14 protein-coding genes and 1 pseudogene are annotated in these 16,200 nt (G+C 60.1%); 8 read left to right on the top strand and 7 right to left on the bottom strand.

The window, feature by feature from the left end:
• Position 1: 1 nt before the first annotated feature.
• Genes NGR_RS09330 through NGR_RS09320 form a run of 3 tightly spaced genes read right to left on the bottom strand, consistent with a single transcriptional unit; the run spans position 2 to position 3,357 of the window.
• Complete coding sequence (locus NGR_RS09330; RefSeq protein WP_015888013.1) at positions 2-844, bottom strand: carbohydrate ABC transporter permease; 843 nt, start codon at positions 842-844, stop codon at positions 2-4.
• Between the two features lies 1 nt (position 845).
• Positions 846-1,793 (bottom strand): carbohydrate ABC transporter permease, encoded by a 948-nt coding sequence (locus NGR_RS09325; RefSeq protein ID WP_164924115.1) that lies wholly within the window; start codon positions 1,791-1,793, stop codon positions 846-848.
• A gap of 4 nt (positions 1,794-1,797) precedes the next feature.
• The gene (locus NGR_RS09320; protein ID WP_015888011.1) at positions 1,798-3,357 is read right to left on the bottom strand and encodes an ABC transporter substrate-binding protein; all 1,560 of its coding nucleotides are present in this window, start codon (positions 3,355-3,357) and stop codon (positions 1,798-1,800) included.
• Positions 3,358-3,760: 403 nt separating this feature from the next.
• On the opposite strand from NGR_RS09320, the gene NGR_RS09315 reads away from it, so the two are divergent.
• The 7 genes and pseudogenes from NGR_RS09315 to NGR_RS33660 all read left to right on the top strand — a co-directional run.
• Entirely contained in the window at positions 3,761-4,741 is a 981-nt protein-coding gene (locus tag NGR_RS09315; protein WP_015888010.1) for a sugar-binding transcriptional regulator, read from the top strand.
• Positions 4,742-5,214: 473 nt separating this feature from the next.
• Positions 5,215-6,540, top strand: a complete 1,326-nt coding sequence (locus tag NGR_RS09310) for an NAD(P)H-dependent oxidoreductase (RefSeq protein ID WP_015888009.1) — start codon at positions 5,215-5,217, stop codon at positions 6,538-6,540.
• Positions 6,541-6,542: 2 nt separating this feature from the next.
• Positions 6,543-7,577 (top strand): thiamine pyrophosphate-dependent dehydrogenase E1 component subunit alpha, encoded by a 1,035-nt coding sequence (locus NGR_RS09305; RefSeq protein WP_015888008.1) that lies wholly within the window; start codon positions 6,543-6,545, stop codon positions 7,575-7,577.
• A gap of 1 nt (position 7,578) precedes the next feature.
• Entirely contained in the window at positions 7,579-8,577 is a 999-nt protein-coding gene (locus NGR_RS09300) for an alpha-ketoacid dehydrogenase subunit beta (protein ID WP_015888007.1), read from the top strand.
• Between the two features lie 2 nt (positions 8,578-8,579).
• Positions 8,580-9,872 carry a 2-oxo acid dehydrogenase subunit E2 gene (locus NGR_RS09295; protein ID WP_015888006.1) on the top strand — a complete coding sequence of 431 codons (1,293 nt, stop codon included), beginning with the start codon at positions 8,580-8,582 and terminating at the stop codon, positions 9,870-9,872.
• A gap of 75 nt (positions 9,873-9,947) precedes the next feature.
• Positions 9,948-11,393, top strand: coding sequence for a dihydrolipoyl dehydrogenase (gene lpdA, locus NGR_RS09290; RefSeq protein ID WP_164923978.1), 1,446 nt, complete (start codon positions 9,948-9,950; stop codon positions 11,391-11,393).
• 656 nt (positions 11,394-12,049) lie between these two features.
• Positions 12,050-12,180: pseudogene (locus NGR_RS33660) on the top strand (cupin domain-containing protein); the annotation flags it as partial.
• Positions 12,181-12,420: 240 nt separating this feature from the next.
• Here the strand turns inward: NGR_RS33660 and NGR_RS09285 are convergent.
• Together NGR_RS09285 and NGR_RS09280 are read right to left on the bottom strand one after the other, a co-directional pair.
• Entirely contained in the window at positions 12,421-12,996 is a 576-nt protein-coding gene (locus NGR_RS09285) for an Hsp20/alpha crystallin family protein (RefSeq protein WP_015888004.1), read from the bottom strand.
• A gap of 860 nt (positions 12,997-13,856) precedes the next feature.
• Positions 13,857-14,339 carry an SRPBCC family protein gene (locus NGR_RS09280; RefSeq protein WP_164923977.1) on the bottom strand — a complete coding sequence of 161 codons (483 nt, stop codon included), beginning with the start codon at positions 14,337-14,339 and terminating at the stop codon, positions 13,857-13,859.
• A gap of 149 nt (positions 14,340-14,488) precedes the next feature.
• Here NGR_RS09280 and NGR_RS09275 point away from each other — a divergent pair, with 149 nt between their 5' ends.
• Complete coding sequence (locus NGR_RS09275; protein ID WP_015888002.1) at positions 14,489-14,950, top strand: hypothetical protein; 462 nt, start codon at positions 14,489-14,491, stop codon at positions 14,948-14,950.
• Between the two features lie 441 nt (positions 14,951-15,391).
• Here the strand turns inward: NGR_RS09275 and NGR_RS09270 are convergent, their stop codons facing one another.
• Entirely contained in the window at positions 15,392-15,538 is a 147-nt protein-coding gene (locus NGR_RS09270) for a DUF1127 domain-containing protein (RefSeq protein ID WP_015888001.1), read from the bottom strand.
• 421 nt (positions 15,539-15,959) lie between these two features.
• Positions 15,960-16,178 carry a hypothetical protein gene (locus tag NGR_RS09265; RefSeq protein WP_015888000.1) on the bottom strand — a complete coding sequence of 73 codons (219 nt, stop codon included), beginning with the start codon at positions 16,176-16,178 and terminating at the stop codon, positions 15,960-15,962.
• Positions 16,179-16,200 lie beyond the last annotated feature (22 nt).

Raw genomic sequence — 16,200 nt, 5'->3', positions numbered from 1 at the left:
CTTATCCTTTCACGGCACCCATCGTCAGCCCGCGCGAAAGATGTTTTTGGATCAGGATCACGAGGATCAGGATCGGCGCGAAGGCGATGAACGACACAAGTGCGATTGCGTTGTAGATCACCCCATCGGAGCCGCCGGTAAAGTTGGCGAGGGCAACGGACATCGTATAGGCTTTCGACGTCGAGGCGATGAGGAGTGTGAAGAGAAACTCATTGATGGCGAAAATGGCCGCGATGACCGCCGCGGTGATGATGCCGGGCAGACAAGCCGGGATCATGATCTCCCAGAGAATGGTCAGGTCGCCGGCGCCGTCTGTCCGCGCCGCGTCCTCGAGCTCCTTGGGGATATCCAGCATATAGCTGCGGATGATCCAGGTCACGAGGCTAAGATTGATGGCCGCGTATATGAGCATGAGCGCCCAGACGGAGTCGAGCAGGCCGATGTTCTTGAACAGGAAGAAGATCGGTACAGCGACGATCGCCGGTGCCATCATCCGTGTAGAAAGGATGTAGAAGCCGATGTCCTCGCGCCCCTTGAACTCGTATCGGGCAAGCGCAAACGCTGCGGGGATCGCTAAGACGAGGTCGATGACGACGGACCCTGCTACAGCCAGAATGGAGTTTCGCAGGTAGAGCGCAATGGGCCAGTCGCTTGCAAGGAGGCGCCATGCGTCCAGGCTCCAGGTCGGCCAATAGATGGGTTCGGGAACGATGATCTCGGTGCGCGGGCGGAAGCCGATCGTCAGGAACCACAGGATTGGCACCACGCAGACCAACGCCCAACTCACGAGGATGATGTAGCGGACGAGAAGGTTATCGCCGCCTGATTTGCGAACGCTGGCCATGTCACGACTTTCCTGACTTGAATGCACGCCTGACGATCGTTTGGGCGATCACAATCGTGATGAGGAGCATCAGGACAGAGGCGGCGGATGCATAACCGAAGTTGAACATCCGGAATCCCTGCCGATAGATGAAGTAGCTCATTGTCTCTGTCGCGCCGCCAGGTGTGCCCTGGGTCATAATGTAGACGTTGGTGAACATCGTCGTGATATCGATGCCCCGCAACGTTACCGCGACGACGATTATCGGCCGCATCATCGGAAGCGAGATGTTCCAGAAAATGCTCGACCAGCTCGCCCCATCGAGCCGAGCGGCTTCTTCAATTTCCTCATCCTGTCCCTGGAGGGCACCGACAAAGATGATGAAGAGGAATGGCGTCCACTGCCAGACATCGGCAACGATGAGGGTGAGCCGCGCCAGCCATACGGACGACAGCCAATCGACATTGTTCGACGCCAATCCGACCGACATCAGCAGATCGGAAATCACGCGGCCGTCGTTGAAGGCGAGCTTCCAGATGAAAGCTACCGCAGACGGCATGAACAGCATGGGCATCAGGAACACTATCCGCCAGCCGCGTACAAATGGATCGCGGTAGCAAAAGAACGCAACTGTCATTGCTATGATTGTCTGGAGGGACAACGATAGGCCACCGATAATTGCAGTGTTGCCCAGTGCAGCCCAGAATTCCCGATCCTGGATGATGCGCGTGTAGTTACCGAGGCCGGCCCACGACCAGTTCACGAACTTGACGACGAAAAGGCTCTGATACATCGCAAACAGGCCAGGGTAGAGCGTGATCGCAAGCAAGTACAGGACCGCGGGTCCGACAAGAAGATAGGGAAACATCTTCTTAGCGGTCGCCGAGCGAGGGCGGCGGGCCGAGTACACCGCCGCAGCGGGAGCGGCTTTTGCCGCCCCCTTTTCAAGTCTTTGAGATAGATGTGCCATGGACTTAGAACGGCAAAGCCTTGCCGCCACCAACATACATGCCTGGTGCCACGTCCGCATAAGCGACGGGGCCGTTTCCGCCTGAGAAGCCGTTCTTCTCCATGATACTCTTCCAAGCCTTTTGGCCGTTCTCAAGAGCCTCCTTGGCGGAGATCTGGCCAGTAACTGCGCGGTTAATCTCGTTACCGAGGGCCTGTTCCATCTCGAACATGCCCGGAAGACGGGGCGCGCACCAAGCGTGTTCAAGGCTGTCCGCCCATACCTTTGCCGGCTGGCTGACCGCGCGTAACCGCTCATTCGCCAAGACGGAGCGATAGCCGGGGGCCACGCCGTTGGCGTTGGCCTCATTCATGGCCATGATCGAGGACGTCGTAAGGAAGGCGAGCATCAGGAACGCGCCTTCGGGGTTCTGCGAGGTAGCAGCGACGCAAGATGTCGAGCCGGCAATGTTTGGCGGAGCAAACACACCGCCCGAAATCCGCGGCTCATAGATCGTCACGAAATCATCGACGATTTTCGACTGGTCCGGGCGCATGGCCTGCGTGCCGCTGTCCTGCCAGCTGATATTGGCAGCAACCTGGCCGCCGAGCCAAGCGGCACGGTTTTCGCCCCAGCCGGCGCCCGAGACGCCTTCGATGGCGTTCTTCTGAAGCGCCATGATGATTTCCATGGCCTTCATCCCCGCATCGCTCGTCAATTGGGGGTTCCACTGGTCGTCGAAGAGCTTCAATCCGGCCTGCGCGGCGATGTGCTCCCAAGTATAGGTGGCCCAGAAGCCACGCGCCGCCATCAGGCCGACGCCCGATACGCCACCGCCGAGTTTATTCGCTTCGGCGGTGATGCGGATGAGCTCGTCATAACTCGGAACGGAGTTCGCACGATCGATCGGTCCGCCAAGGATCTTCTCCATGATCGATTTACGAAGGTGCACCATCTGAATATCGCAGTCGAACGGAATGCCGACGAGCTTTCCGCCGAAATAGCCGTAATTGAGGCGGTATGTGTCGTAGAAGTCGTCCAGCGGAAGCTTCCACTTTTCGACAAACTCGCCGAGATCATCGTACAGGAAGCCCGGGCCGGCAAAATCACCCAGCCACGGCGAGAAGAATTGCAGCGCATCGAAGGAAGCATTGCCTGAAATGAATTCGGAAACGGCCTTGTCGTAGAAGCTGTCGTCCGGGATCGGAACAAGCTCCACCTTAATGCCGGACAACTGTTCGAACGGCTTCAGACCCTCAGCCGCCGACTCCTGGTCTGCTGCTCCGACTGCGAAGCGGACGGTTTTGCCTGCTTGCTCCGACCGTACCTGCTCCCAATTGACCGTTCTGATCCAGTCTTTTGCCGGATCCCACAACGGCTCGTCCGACATCGAGTATAGCTTGCGGTAGTCCTCCCGCACGTAGTCCTTAACCGATATTTTGTCGAGAATGGATTGGATATCCGGAAGATCGGACTGGGCGAAGGCCGGTACCCTCAGGCTGGAGGCCGCACCGGCGGCCAGGCCCAACACTGCGGTCTGCCGCAGAAACCTGCGGCGCGACACACCCGTAGTCAAGATAGTCATTAGCTGTTCCTCCCCAATGTAAACTAATCAGTTGAATGCCCATGGAGGCAAGACTGTTTTGGCGCGGCCTCCATTCCGTGCCATTGCGGCGGCGATCCCCGCTTCATAAGCGCGAGAACATTTGCCAACCAAAAATACAATGTGTTCACAATCTGCGCAATGTCAACCCCTTTTACGGCAATGTTGACCGTTCACTGATGAACATCGGTGGTAGCTGACGATAATGTGTGCGAATATTTTCTCTCTGTTGCGGAACCAAATGGCAGGCGAATAGGCCCGCGACAGGCGATAGGGTGTGTGTCCTGTGCCTTTGCCGTTCGTGTTCGCTCGGCAGGAGGAGGTGAAAACGCGACGGCAGTGTGCTATCGACCGCTACGCCTGTAGAACCCATGAGGAAAGCAAAATGCAGATCACGTCTCCAGTTGTGATGGCTCAGAGTGAGTCTGAGAGACTGCGAGCTCGCGTCGTGTGGCTGTATCACGTGGAGAACTACACACAGAACGACATTGCCAAACAGCTCGGCATCAATCGCGTGATGGTTGTCCGACTCTTGGCGGAGGCGCGGCGCCGCAATGAAGTCCGCGTTTCGATTTCGTCACCGCTCTCCGACATGGTGGCGCTCGAAAGGGACCTTGAGATCGCCTTCGGGGTCACGCGGGCAATTGTCGCGCCATTCAGTGATCCCGACGGAGACCCTACGAAAGTTATCGCCGCTGCCGCCGGAACGCTCATATCCGGGATGATGAAACCGGGGATGGTGGTCGGCGTGGGCTGGGGGCGAACCCTTTACAATACGCTTCCCTTCATTGCCGGGGCCACCCTCGAAGACTTTCGTGTCGTCTCATTGTTGGGGGGCATTTCTGCGGCGCGGCGTTTCAATCCAGCCGAATTTGCCTGGCAGTTCGCGGAACTATTCATGGGGGAGGGATTCCTGGTTCCCGCGCCGGCTGTGGTCGACAGCCCGGAAACCAAGCATGCGCTGCTCGAGAGGTGCGGGCTTGCGGCAATTTTTGAGATGGCGGACAAACTCGACGTCGCCTTGTTGTCCGTCGGCGGGATTTCGGCCCTTACAACAAGCTATCGCACCGGCTATCTGAGCGAGGCTGACCGCCGCTCCCTCATAGACGCGGGCGCAGTCGGCGACGTCCTTTACAACTTCATCGACAAGCAGGGTAACGTGATTGATCACGAGGTTAATTCCCGCGTGATCTCGGTAAATCTTGATCGCTTGCGTCGCACGCCCGAACGTGTGCTGATCTCGGGCGGTCCGGAAAAACTGCACGCGCTTCTCGCCTCCCTCACTACCATAAAGCCGACCACTTTCGTAACGGATGAGCAAACGGCAAAGTCGTTGCTGTCGGCGGCTGAGCAGACTGACACATAGAGGTCTCCGAGGAGGCGTAGCGTCCAATTGGCGTAACGCTTCGGCGGCACTCATTCGAACATTGTTTATAAGTGTATATTGTTTGTTCTGTTTGCTGTCCTGATGGCTTCAGGGTTAGCGTCCTTGTATTGGCGTTCCGGCGTTCAGCAAACGCTCGCACCGCGGTGGGCGATCACAGCATTCCCATTTCCAAGCGAAGCTTGACGAAAGCTCAGCGATACCAGGCCTGTAGAACGCCTGCAGCTTGGCCGCCGGCCTCCCGGAGCCTGTCTGCTCAACCCTTTATGCCTTCCGCAAAAAGGAGCAGGTGAGAATTCCCGAGCTCAAAGTCTAGCTCCTTGAAATATCCATCTTCGCCACCAATGCGTTCCCCGGCGCTGTCACGATGAACCGTCAATGTCGAACAAATATGTTGACGAAAGTACAAATGTACAATACCTACATTGCTGACGGTGGATATCGGGAGGACTGAAATGCCCATCAATGTTGCGCCAACAGGCCTTACGCGGGACCTCATGCGACGCGAGGAGGGAGGAAGGCCCATCCGCATAGGCCTCATAGGCAGTGGAGAAATGGGCACTGACATCGTGACACGTGTCGCCCACATGCCAGGCATCGAAATTGGAGCGATTTGCGATCTGAACGTCGGCCGCGCGCGATCTGCAGTGGACATCGCCTACCAATCTGACGGCCATTATCAAGACGCGGCCAATTCGGTGGACCTGAACGCCGCCATCGAGAGCGGAAAGGTCGCGATCACCGCAGATTCGGCGAACATTCTCAACAGCGGCCTCATCGACGTGGTGATCGATGCTACCGGCGTGCCGGCAGTCGGCGCGGAGATCGGTCTTGCTGCCATGGAGCACGGCAAGCACCTAGTGATGATGAATGTTGAGGCCGATGTGACGATCGGCGCCTATCTCAAGAGCGAAGCCGAGCGTCTTGGCGTGACCTACTCGCTCGGGGCAGGTGACGAACCGTCTTCATGCATTGAGCTCATCGAGTTCGTGTCTTCCATGGGTCATCCGATCGTTGCGGCCGGGAAGGGCAAGAACAATCCGCTGAACGTCGCTGCTGTTCCAGACGACTATGCCGAGGAGGCCGCGCGCCGGAACATGAATGTCCGGATGCTCGTGGAGTTCGTCGACGGTTCCAAGACAATGGTTGAAATGGCCGCGATCGCAAATGCCACGGGACTGGTCCCCGACAAGCCTGGCATGCACGGCCCAGCGGCTACGCTGGACAAGCTTTCCTCCGTCCTGATCCCGAAGAAAGACGGTGGCGTCCTCTCGAAGGCGGGTGTGGTCGACTACTCCGTCGGCAAGGGTGTGGCGCCGGGCGTTTTCGTGGTAGCCGACATGTCGCATCCGCGCATTTCCGAGCGCATGGAAGATCTCAAGATGGGCAAGGGCCCCTACTTCACCTTCCATCGCCCCTATCACCTCACCTCGCTCGAGGTCCCGCTCACCTGTGCGCGTGTCGTGCTTTACGGTAAGCCGGACATGGTGCCGCTCTCGACTCCGGTCGCCGAAGTCTGCGCGGTCGCCAAGAAGGACCTTGCACCCGGCGAAACGCTCGACGCCATCGGCGAGTACTGTTACCGGGCCTGGATCATGACGGCGCCGGAGGCTCGGTCCTCCTCGGCCATCCCGTGCGGGCTCCTTCAGGGTGGTACCATCACGCGGCCGATCCTTAAAGGAGAGCTTATTACCTATCAGAACGCGTCGGTTGCGCCAGGCTCGCGCATTGCGGAACTCCGCGCGCGGCAGGATGCGCTCGTATATGGAAGGGAGGCTTGATCATGTCGGGACCCGCCCGGGCGATGCAAGTGGAATCGGACACCAGCAATCTGCCTTTCATCTACCGCCAGTACAATCGCGAGCAACTTCTCGATGCGCTTCGAAAGATGCACCTCATTCGGCGGTTCGAGGAAGGCGCCGAAGAGTGCTACATGCGCGGACTTATTCACGGGACGATGCATCTTTCCATCGGCCAGGAAGCGAGCGCGATGGGAATCTGCATGCCTCTTGTCAACGAGGACCAGATAACCTCCACCCACCGCGGACACGGCCACTGCATCGCCAAGGACGCCGATGTGAAGCGGATGTTCGCAGAGTTCTTTGGCAAGACTACCGGATATTGCGCGGGCCGCGGCGGCTCAATGCACATTGCCGATGTGTCGACCGGGAATCTCGGCGCGAACGGGATCGTCGGGGGCGGGCTTCCGATCGCTGTCGGCGCGGCGCTCACGGCAAAGCGGCTTCGCACGGGCAAGGTCGTCGTCTGCTTCTTCGGTGACGGTGCGAACAACGAGGGTGCCTTCCACGAGGCGCTGAATATGGCGACCATCTGGAAGCTGCCGGTCATTTTCGTGTGCGAAAACAACGGCTACGGCATGTCGACTTCGACCGCCCGCTCGACGGCGGTCGCCAACGTCGCCGATCGCGCGGCCGCCTACTCCATGCCGGGTGTGATCGTTGACGGCAACGTATTGTCGGACGTCGCGGAGGCCTCGCATGAGGCGGTTGAAAGGGCCCGCCGCGGCGACGGACCGACACTCATCGAATGCAAGACCTACCGGTATCGCGGACATTCCAAAAGTGATCGCAATCGCTATCGCACCAGGGATGAGATCGACGACTGGATGACCAATCGGGATCCAATCAAGCGCTACGAAGCCCAGCTGATCGAGTTCGGGATCGCGACGTCGGACGAGCTAGAGGCGGTCCGCGGCAGTGTGCAGCAGGAAATCGAGGCTGGTATCGAGTTCGCGAAGGCAAGCCCGATGCCGTCTATCGATGGCCTCGCTGACAACGTCTACACGTTCGAGGCATGACATGAACGCGCCAGTCAGAGAAATCAGCTACTCCCAAGCCATTCAGGAAGCCATGGCGATCGCCATGGAAGCGGATGAGCGCGTAATCCTCATGGGCGAGGACATCGGCGTCTATGGCGGCGCCTTCCAGGTGACGGGCGATCTGATTGACCGCTTCGGCCCCGACCGCGTCATGGATACTCCCATTTCCGAGCTTGGCGGCGCAGGTGTCGCCGTCGGCGCAGCGCTCACCGGCTTGCGGCCCATCTTCGAGTTCCAGTTTTCCGATTTCGCCGCGCTCGCAATGGAGCAGATCGTCAACCAGGCGGCCAAGATGCGCTACATGCTTGGCGGTGCGGTGTCCGTTCCACTCGTCATGCGTTTCCCCGCCGGCTCTGGAACCGGGGCAGCCGCACAGCACAGCCAGAGTCTGGAAGCATGGCTCGGCCACGTGCCGGGGCTGAAGGTCATTCAGCCGGCGACGCCGCATGATGTGAAAGGAATGCTCCTTGCTGCCGTGGCCGATCCGGATCCCGTGATGATCTTCGAGCACAAGCTGCTCTACAAGATGAAGGGGCCGGTTCCCGAAGGACATTACACGGTGCCGCTCAACAAGGCGGAGGTCCGCAGGGAAGGGAGCGACGTTTCGATCGTCGCAACCTCGATCATGGTTCACAAGGCCCTGGAGGCTGCGGAAGTGCTTGTCGGCGAGGGTGTGAGCGCGGAAGTGATCGATCTTCGCTCGATCCGCCCGATCGACGGGGAAACGGTGGTCGCCAGCGTCAAGAAGACCTCCCGGCTGATCTGCGTCTATGAAGGCGTGAAAACGCTTGGTGTCGGCGCGGAGATCAGCGCGATGATTGCCGAAAGCGAGGCGTTCGACTATCTAGATGCTCCGATTTTGCGCCTCGGCGGGTCCGAGACCCCGATCCCCTACAATCCCGAGCTGGAAAAGGCTGCCGTCCCGCAGGTGCCGGACATAATCGATGCGGCCCGCGGCCTTGCGAGGGGAGTGCGATAGGTATGGCGACCGAAGTCATTTTGCCGAAGGTCGACATGGACATGGCGACGGGCAAGATCTCAAAGTGGTTCTTCGGCGAGGGCGATGCCGTCAAAGAAGGCGACGTCCTTTTCGAGATCGAGACCGACAAGGCGGCTATGGAAATCGACGCACCCGCGAGCGGAGTCCTGCATAACGTGACCGGTAAGGAGGGTGTGGATATCCCCGTCGGCTCGGCCGTCGCGTGGATCTATGCCGAGGGGGAGGCCGTTAACGAGACGGCCGTCCCTCTGACGGCGTCGGACGCCGTCCAAAGCTCGCTCCCGGTGTCCGAAACGAAGACGTCGGCCGCAGAGGTCGCAGTCGAACGGAACGCTGGAGGCGCAGTCCGCGCCACGCCGCTCGCACGGCGCCTCGCACGGGAACGCGGACTGGATCTTTCCACCCTGGCGGCGAGCGGCCCTCATGGCCGCGTCGTCAGTGCCGATGTGCTGGCGGCCTCCAACACCGTTGCTGATGCCTGGGTACAGGCGGAGCCCACCCGGACATCGGGTAGATCGGAGGCCGGCAATAACATCGTAGGCGAGAACACGCTTCGGCATTTTCCCGATGGGTCCTACGAACTTCAGGCGCACACCTCCATGCGTCGGACAATCGCCCGGCGGCTCGTCGAGGCCAAGAGCACTGTTCCGCACTTCTACCTTTCGGCAGACTGCCGTCTCGATGCGCTCCTGAAATTGCGTGCGGAGCTTAATGCTGCGGCGCCGCTGGTAGAGAGCGTACCGGCCTACAAGCTCTCGGTGAACGACCTCGTCATCAAGGCCTACGCGCTAGCCCTGATCGGTGTTCCGGACGCTAACGTGTCGTGGACGGACGAGCATCTGGTGCGCCACAGCCACTCGGATGTCGGAGTCGCGGTTTCCGTTCCCGGTGGACTTATCACCCCGATCATCCGCCAGGCGGAGCAAAAGAGCCTGTCGACCATTTCGAACGAGATGAAGGACTTGGCCCTGCGTGCCAAGGCAGGAAAGCTGAAGCCGAACGAATACCAGGGCGGTACGGGAGCGGTGTCAAACCTCGGAATGTACGGCGTGAAGGAGTTCGCCGCGATCATCAATCCCCCACACTCCACGATTCTGGCGGTCGGCGCCGGAGAAAAGCGGCCGATGGTAACCGCAGAGGGGGAGTTGGGCGTTGCTACTGTTATGAGCGTGACGCTGTCCACGGACCATCGTGCCGTGGATGGTGCGCTTGGCGCAGAGCTTCTCGCGAAGTTCCGCGCGCTCATCGAGAACCCATTGAGCATACTGGTCTAGTTTCCTCCCGCAACTATGGGGGATCGCTACCGCGGCGCAGTCGAGCCGAGGCGCGTCCCCCAATTTTTTTAAGGATTGCTCATGTCCTACGACGTCATCGTTATCGGTTCGGGCCCGGGCGGCTATGTCACCGCCATCCGCTCGGCGCAACTGGGCTTGAAGACGGCGATCGTCGAGCGCGAGCACCTGGGCGGCATCTGCCTCAACTGGGGCTGCATCCCGACCAAGGCGCTGCTGCGCTCCGCCGAAATCCTCGACCATGCCAATCACGCCAAGAATTACGGCCTGACGCTCGAAGGCAAGATGACAGCCAATGTCAAGGATGTCGTCGCCCGCTCGCGCGGCGTTTCGGCGCGGCTGAACGGCGGCGTCGCCTTCCTGATGAAGAAGAACAAGATCGATGTGATCTGGGGCGAGGCCAAGCTGACGAAGCCCGGCGAGATCGTCGTCGGTGCGCCGTCGAAGCCGGCCGTCCAGCCGCAGAATCCGGTTCCGAAGGGCGTCAAGGGCGAGGGCACCTATACGGCCAAGCACATCATCATCGCGACCGGCGCCCGGCCGCGCGCGCTGCCCGGCATCGAGCCGGACGGCAAGCTGATCTGGACCTATTTCGAGGCGATGAAGCCCGAAGAACTGCCGAAGTCGATGGTCGTCATGGGCTCCGGCGCGATCGGCATCGAATTCGCAAGCTTCTACCTCTCGATGGGCGTCGATGTGACCGTCATCGAGCTCCTGCCGCAGGTGATGCCGGTCGAGGACGCCGAGATTTCCGCCCTCGCACGCAAGCAGCTCGAGAAGCGCGGCATGAAGATCTTCACAGACGCCAAGGTCACGAAGGTCGAGAAGGGCGCCAACGACGTCACGGCCCATGTCGAGACGAAGGACGGCAAGACAACGCCGATCAAGGCGGACCGTCTGATCTCCGCCGTCGGCGTGCAGGGCAATACCGAAAACCTCGGGCTCGAGGCGCTCGGCATCAAGACCGATCGCGGCTGCATCGTCACCGACGGCTACGGCAAGACGAACGTCGCCGGTGTCTATGCGATCGGCGATGTCGCCGGCCCGCCGATGCTGGCGCACAAGGCCGAGCATGAAGGCGTGATCTGCGTCGAAAAGATCGCCGGCGTTCCTGGCGTCCATGCGCTCGACAAGAGCAAGGTCCCGGGCTGCACCTATTGCGACCCGCAGGTGGCCTCGGTCGGCCTTACCGAAGCGAAGGCCAAGGAGCTCGGCCGCGACATTCGTGTCGGCCGCTACAGTTTCGGCGCCAACGGCAAGGCGATCGCGCTCGGCGAGGACCAGGGCATGATCAAGACGATCTTCGACAAGAAGACCGGCGAGCTTCTGGGTGCGCACATGGTCGGCGCCGAAGTCACCGAGCTCATCCAGGGCTTCGTCATCGCCATGAATCTGGAGACCACCGAGGAAGAGCTGATGCACACGATCTTCCCGCATCCGACGCTCTCGGAAATGATGAAGGAAAGCGTGCTCGACGCCTACTGCAAAGTGCTGAACGCCTGAGTGGCCCTTGCTTCACGCAAGCATCTTGCACGGCGTTGATCATGGACTGCCGAAGGGCTCTATCTGCTCCATCGGGAAAAACTCGGTTGTGCCGAAACTTCCGCAGTACCCACGGCGCGAGCCCCTAGCGAGGGCGAGTAGCATGCGCGCTCCGAGGAGGAGCGCAGTGGCAAGCGCGAATTCAATTTGGAATTTGCCTGGGGGGCCAGTTCACGTCGCAACCTTGATCGGCTTGTGATTGTCCGGCTGCGGGACTACTAAAAATCTACCCCGCCGGGCAGTCACGTCGGCTTCGGGCCTTGAAACTCGTAGGCAGGGCAGGAGTGGAATAGTGGCGATGCAGCCGTACGCCAAGGCAAAGGGTCTTTCATTTAGCTAAGAACGCTTTGCCGCCACATTAGGGACATCGGTCCGACGGGCTTGGTGGTCCGCAATGGGTCGATCTTTCCGGTTCCCATCCGTCATCGAAGGGTGAATAACCGAAATTCATTGGGATGGCGCTGAGTGACCTCTGTACGCCAAGGTGCGGATTTTGGCGCTCGGCCAGCTATCGAACAACCCAAATGCGGTTTGGGTCTGCATGGATTGCCTTTGGGCCCGGTCCTGATCATCGAAAATCGAATATATGCGCTGATCAATGACCAACTAACTCAGGGCTTCGCGGCAAGGCGCGCATGCGCTGAGGCGACAAGCTCGACTCCGTCGCGAAAGCGGGCGGGCGACTTCGTCTACGCACCACCCTTTTGTGCCGCATCAGGAAATCAATGCCGATCCCGACAACGTGCTGGCCGTTTCCACCGACGGTAAGCGCTGACTCGCCTGCCAGGCTTGGTCCTTCTTAGGCCGGTATGGATCTGCGGTTTTGAACGACCAAATTGTCGGAACTCGCTAGGCCTCAATCATCGGCTCCGCCGCGCCGACTTGCAAGCCAGTCGCAGATAAGACGGCGAGCCGTTAGGGTGGCTTCCCCGCCGACGAGTCTCGTCCCACCAGATCAGAAACGCTCGGAGCCCTTGCCGCCGCTCCCTCATGTTTTTCCGGATTTGCCAGGTTGCTGCCCTTCGGACTGCTTGGAGCGCGAGCCAGTAGTTGAGGTGGGCTCCAGGCGGCCGCCGTGCTGCACTTGAATCTTCCTACGTTTTTCTTGCTCCGGCCCTTTGGGCAATGTCACGGTCAGCACCCCGTCGGCAAAGTCCGCCCGGATCTTGTCGGCATCGACCGAGTAGGGCAGCCGCAACGAACGCTGGAACGTGCCATAGGAGCGTTCCATGAAGTGGTAGTTCTCCTTCTCGTCCTTGCGCTCGAATTTCTTCTCGGCCCGGATGGTGAGCGTATCGTCATTTAGCGACACGTCGACGTCTTCATCTTTCACTCCGGGCAGCTCGGCGCATATACGCACCTCGTTCTCCGTTTCGCTCACGTCGATGTCCGGCATCATCATGCCGCCCTCTTGGGTGCCGCGCTGCAAGGGGCCACCCAGCCTGCCGCGCAGGACATCGTCGAACAGACGGTTCATTTCTTGATGCAGGGAGAGAAAAGGGTCGCCGAAGCCGCGCTCGGTCAAGCCACCGGGCCGGAAGGGGGATAAGGGATTTCGTGCCATGATTTACCTCCTTGGGGCAGGGGAGCCGGGGAAGTGGCTCCGGGCCCCCTAATCCGCGTGGGACCGGCAGCACTGTGGAAGCGAAGCCGCCCAGCGCACACTTTGAACTCCGGATATGAGCTTAGGTTCCCTGCGCCGATTGCCGGGATCGAAGCGTTTTCAGCCGCCTTCAGCGGAGCCTCTGTTCCATTCGCGGGACCGGCTTCGCTGCAGGTTTACGCTGGCGTTTAGCAGTCATTCCAGCCGCGGCGTAATCAGGGATGGACAGTCCGATCACGCTCACGCACGCGCCCATTTACAGGGTCTTTGGTTCAGATTCCTCCAACATGGCGACGGGCCTCGACGGGGCCGCGGGATCGCTGCCGACTGTCCGTCCCTTGTCGCTTGGCCGATGGGGTGGTTGCGCTGTCCTCATGACAGTTGGCTCCGCGCGGTTACGCGACATTTGGGCTTCATTCACGCTACCTGGCGGCCTCGGAACCTTCAGTCCTGCCACCCGGTTCCTGTCCCTAGAAGCTAGAGGAACTGGGCATGCCCAAGAAAATTGTACCCCCGCCGAAGACAGTCGTCCCAAAAGACCAGCCTGTCCGCCGTCCCCGCGACAAGGAAGCGCCACCGGAGCCTGACGATCGCGAACATCCGACGCGAGATACAAGAGAGACGCCGGCGCCGAACCCGAACGGCGAGCATCGCGATTAACGCGGGCTGAGGATGCCGGCGTACCCTTCGCCACGTTTTCATAATGGGGCGAATGTCGTTTCAAGCCCTCGAGGACCCTTGCCTGTGCTGACCCCGCACTCCCACATGCCGGCTGCAACGACCTCATGGCGCGCGATCGGTGAGGGCGTCGGCGCGCCGCTTCAGAGCATCCGGGCGAGCGCTTCGAGGTGGCCTGTCGTCTGCTTCCAGCCGTCATGGAAGCCCATCTCCTCATGCCGTTTCCTCGCCTCTTCGGTCCAGTGCAGGGCGCGGACGACGTAGCGGGTCTTGCCGCCTTCGTCGGACATCTCGATGATTGTGGTCATCAGCGGGGGTGCAGATGGTTGGTCGGATGGGATCCAGCCCGACGTGAAGCCATTGGTGAACACCAGCCGCCGCTCGGGAACCGCTTCCAGGAACACGCCGACGCCATCGGACACCTCGCCATCCGGGCTGCGCATGATGATATGCGACGCGCCGCCGGGACGCGGCTCCAAGCGCTTCACCTCGGTCGTCCAGGACGGGGGGTGAAACCATTGCTCCAGCAGCTTGGGTTCTGTCCAGCAGCGCCAAACATTCGCACGCGGCGCGTCCAACAAGCGCTTGAACCGCAGCTCAAATCCTCCAGTTTCTTCGTTGATCATCGCCTTTGTAGCTCTTCTCTCAGCCCCGTTGGCTTGCTCGTCAAGCGTCCGGCGCTCGTGAACTCCGGCGCTGGAGATCACCCATTGGCGACCATCTCCTGCCCCGGGAGAACGATGATCCGATCGCGCTGACAACCGAGATTGGCGAGATGGTCCGCCAGCATCTCCCCCGCGTTCTTGCATCTCGCATATCGCTTACAGAAGACGATCGGGTCAGGCTGGGCGAAGAGCTCGCCAACCTTGAACTCGCGCGCCTGGCTGGCCCGCTGCCCCCGGCGCTTGCGACCGAAGTGGTAGCGCGCCGTCCTCTGTGGCTTGCCTCTATCCTTGGCGCTCCGCGCCGCCTGCCACTCAGCGACGGCCTTTTCGACCTCGTGATCTTCGACGAACCTTTTGCCCTCGTAGCGGGGCAGGACCTATTGGCGGACAAGCTCGCGCGGAGCGTCGAAAAGACGCTGGCAGATTTGCGTCGTCCGGGGCGGGGCCGGCCCTTGGCGAAGTTCGGTCGCATTCTGGAGCAAACGCTTGATGAGCTCCGCGGCGAGGGCACGAACCCGGAGCTTCTGCTCGACATCTACGCGGGTGGAGAAGCCGTGGACGCGGATGCTTGATCTTTGGTGGAGCTGTGCCGTGCGGTCAGCGCTCCGGCTGTAGGGGCCCGTAAATCCCCAGATATAATCTCCCACTTGAAGTGTGAGGAAGGCGATATCGGCAATGTCCGGCTCTGCAAGAATCGACGCATAGGCCCCGCTAGCCGTCACGACTTCGGGACGCTCAATTGTCGGCGTTGCTGGTGGTCGAAGTAATCGTTTAACGCAAAAATCTGGAATTCGGTAAGAACTGCCACCAACTTATCGTTGAACCAATAACTGGTTCGATCGATCCATTTTGTGGATCACTCCGTCGATAGGGTAACTGACCAAGAATGGTGACCGGTAAGCAGGGAGCGGCTGTTTCCAGCGCATCTTCGCCGGGCTAAAACCAAAAGCGCCCGCGGTTCGCAGGCGCTCGCTTAAACATTTGTCTGCCGGTGCTCGACAGCTTGTCAGGCCTCAGCGGCTGACGGCAGCCCGGGCAACGCGCTGGATGTCGGCACGGTCGATGCCGAGATCATGAAGTTCGCGGGTCGACATGCGGCCCAGTTCGGCGACCGTCTGACGGTATTTGCGCCAATTGTTAAAAGAGCGAGCTACGTTCACTTTGATCCCCCTTTCCTGGGATTCGAAGCTTGGCAACCAGTCCGTGGTGCCTCGTTTGCTTCGATGAGCATCATATAATTGATGGCGTTTGCGTATTGCAGCGCTCAGATTACAGCTCTCCCATGCGTGAAATGCATAGGATCACGAGTGCCGTCGCTCAACCCAATCGGTAGGGCGCGAAGCTCGCACCGATGCTGTCAACTGGGGTAACGAAAACGAACACCTGATCTCTTAAGGTTCGGATCAGCCGGGAACGTTTTCCCGCAACGCCGCGGCCGCACGCTACGGCGCGTCGAGGATGAGCGATTCATTTTCCAGCCACGCAACTGCGATGCTTCGCCTGTTCGGCGCTCGGCACGACACGTATGGTTTAAGCCAGGACGCTGGGCCAGAAAGGAGTTTTGCAGCGCATCGGTCGTGTTCACTGCGTTCCCGACGATCGTTGCCCCAAGAAGGGCACGGCAAGCACCTTCAGCAACGCTGGATCGTGGACGCCGAGGTTATAGGTGAAGATTATGCGCGAGAGGATACCCTCTGCGGCACCGCTGTTGCGGGGGACGTGATGGTCCTGCAACAGCTCCTCGAACACCGCGCTAAGCATGTCGACATCGTGAAGGGCAATTGGAGTTTGAACCGGCATGGCGCATTCTCCTCAGTCAGCG

The organism is Sinorhizobium fredii NGR234 (assembly GCF_000018545.1).
In the GTDB taxonomy this organism is placed as follows: domain Bacteria; phylum Pseudomonadota; class Alphaproteobacteria; order Rhizobiales; family Rhizobiaceae; genus Sinorhizobium; species Sinorhizobium fredii_A.
This window is presented reverse-complemented; position numbering and strand designations above follow the sequence as displayed.

Excerpts from the sequence above, each read along its gene's own strand:
- NGR_RS09275 (WP_015888002.1), top strand. The coding sequence starts at position 14,489 with ATGGTCCGCCAGCATCTCCCCCGCGTTCTTGCATCTCGCATATCGCTT.
- NGR_RS09330 (WP_015888013.1), bottom strand. The coding sequence starts at position 844 with ATGGCCAGCGTTCGCAAATCAGGCGGCGATAACCTTCTCGTCCGCTAC.
- NGR_RS09295 (WP_015888006.1), top strand. The coding sequence starts at position 8,580 with ATGGCGACCGAAGTCATTTTGCCGAAGGTCGACATGGACATGGCGACG.
- NGR_RS09300 (WP_015888007.1), top strand. The coding sequence starts at position 7,579 with ATGAACGCGCCAGTCAGAGAAATCAGCTACTCCCAAGCCATTCAGGAA.
- NGR_RS09320 (WP_015888011.1), bottom strand. The coding sequence starts at position 3,357 with ATGACTATCTTGACTACGGGTGTGTCGCGCCGCAGGTTTCTGCGGCAG.
- NGR_RS09305 (WP_015888008.1), top strand. The coding sequence starts at position 6,543 with ATGTCGGGACCCGCCCGGGCGATGCAAGTGGAATCGGACACCAGCAAT.
- NGR_RS09280 (WP_164923977.1), bottom strand. The coding sequence starts at position 14,339 with ATGATCAACGAAGAAACTGGAGGATTTGAGCTGCGGTTCAAGCGCTTG.
- NGR_RS09325 (WP_164924115.1), bottom strand. The coding sequence starts at position 1,793 with ATGGCACATCTATCTCAAAGACTTGAAAAGGGGGCGGCAAAAGCCGCT.
- NGR_RS09285 (WP_015888004.1), bottom strand. The coding sequence starts at position 12,996 with ATGGCACGAAATCCCTTATCCCCCTTCCGGCCCGGTGGCTTGACCGAG.
- NGR_RS09265 (WP_015888000.1), bottom strand. The coding sequence starts at position 16,178 with ATGCCGGTTCAAACTCCAATTGCCCTTCACGATGTCGACATGCTTAGC.
- NGR_RS09310 (WP_015888009.1), top strand. The coding sequence starts at position 5,215 with ATGCCCATCAATGTTGCGCCAACAGGCCTTACGCGGGACCTCATGCGA.
- NGR_RS09315 (WP_015888010.1), top strand. The coding sequence starts at position 3,761 with ATGCAGATCACGTCTCCAGTTGTGATGGCTCAGAGTGAGTCTGAGAGA.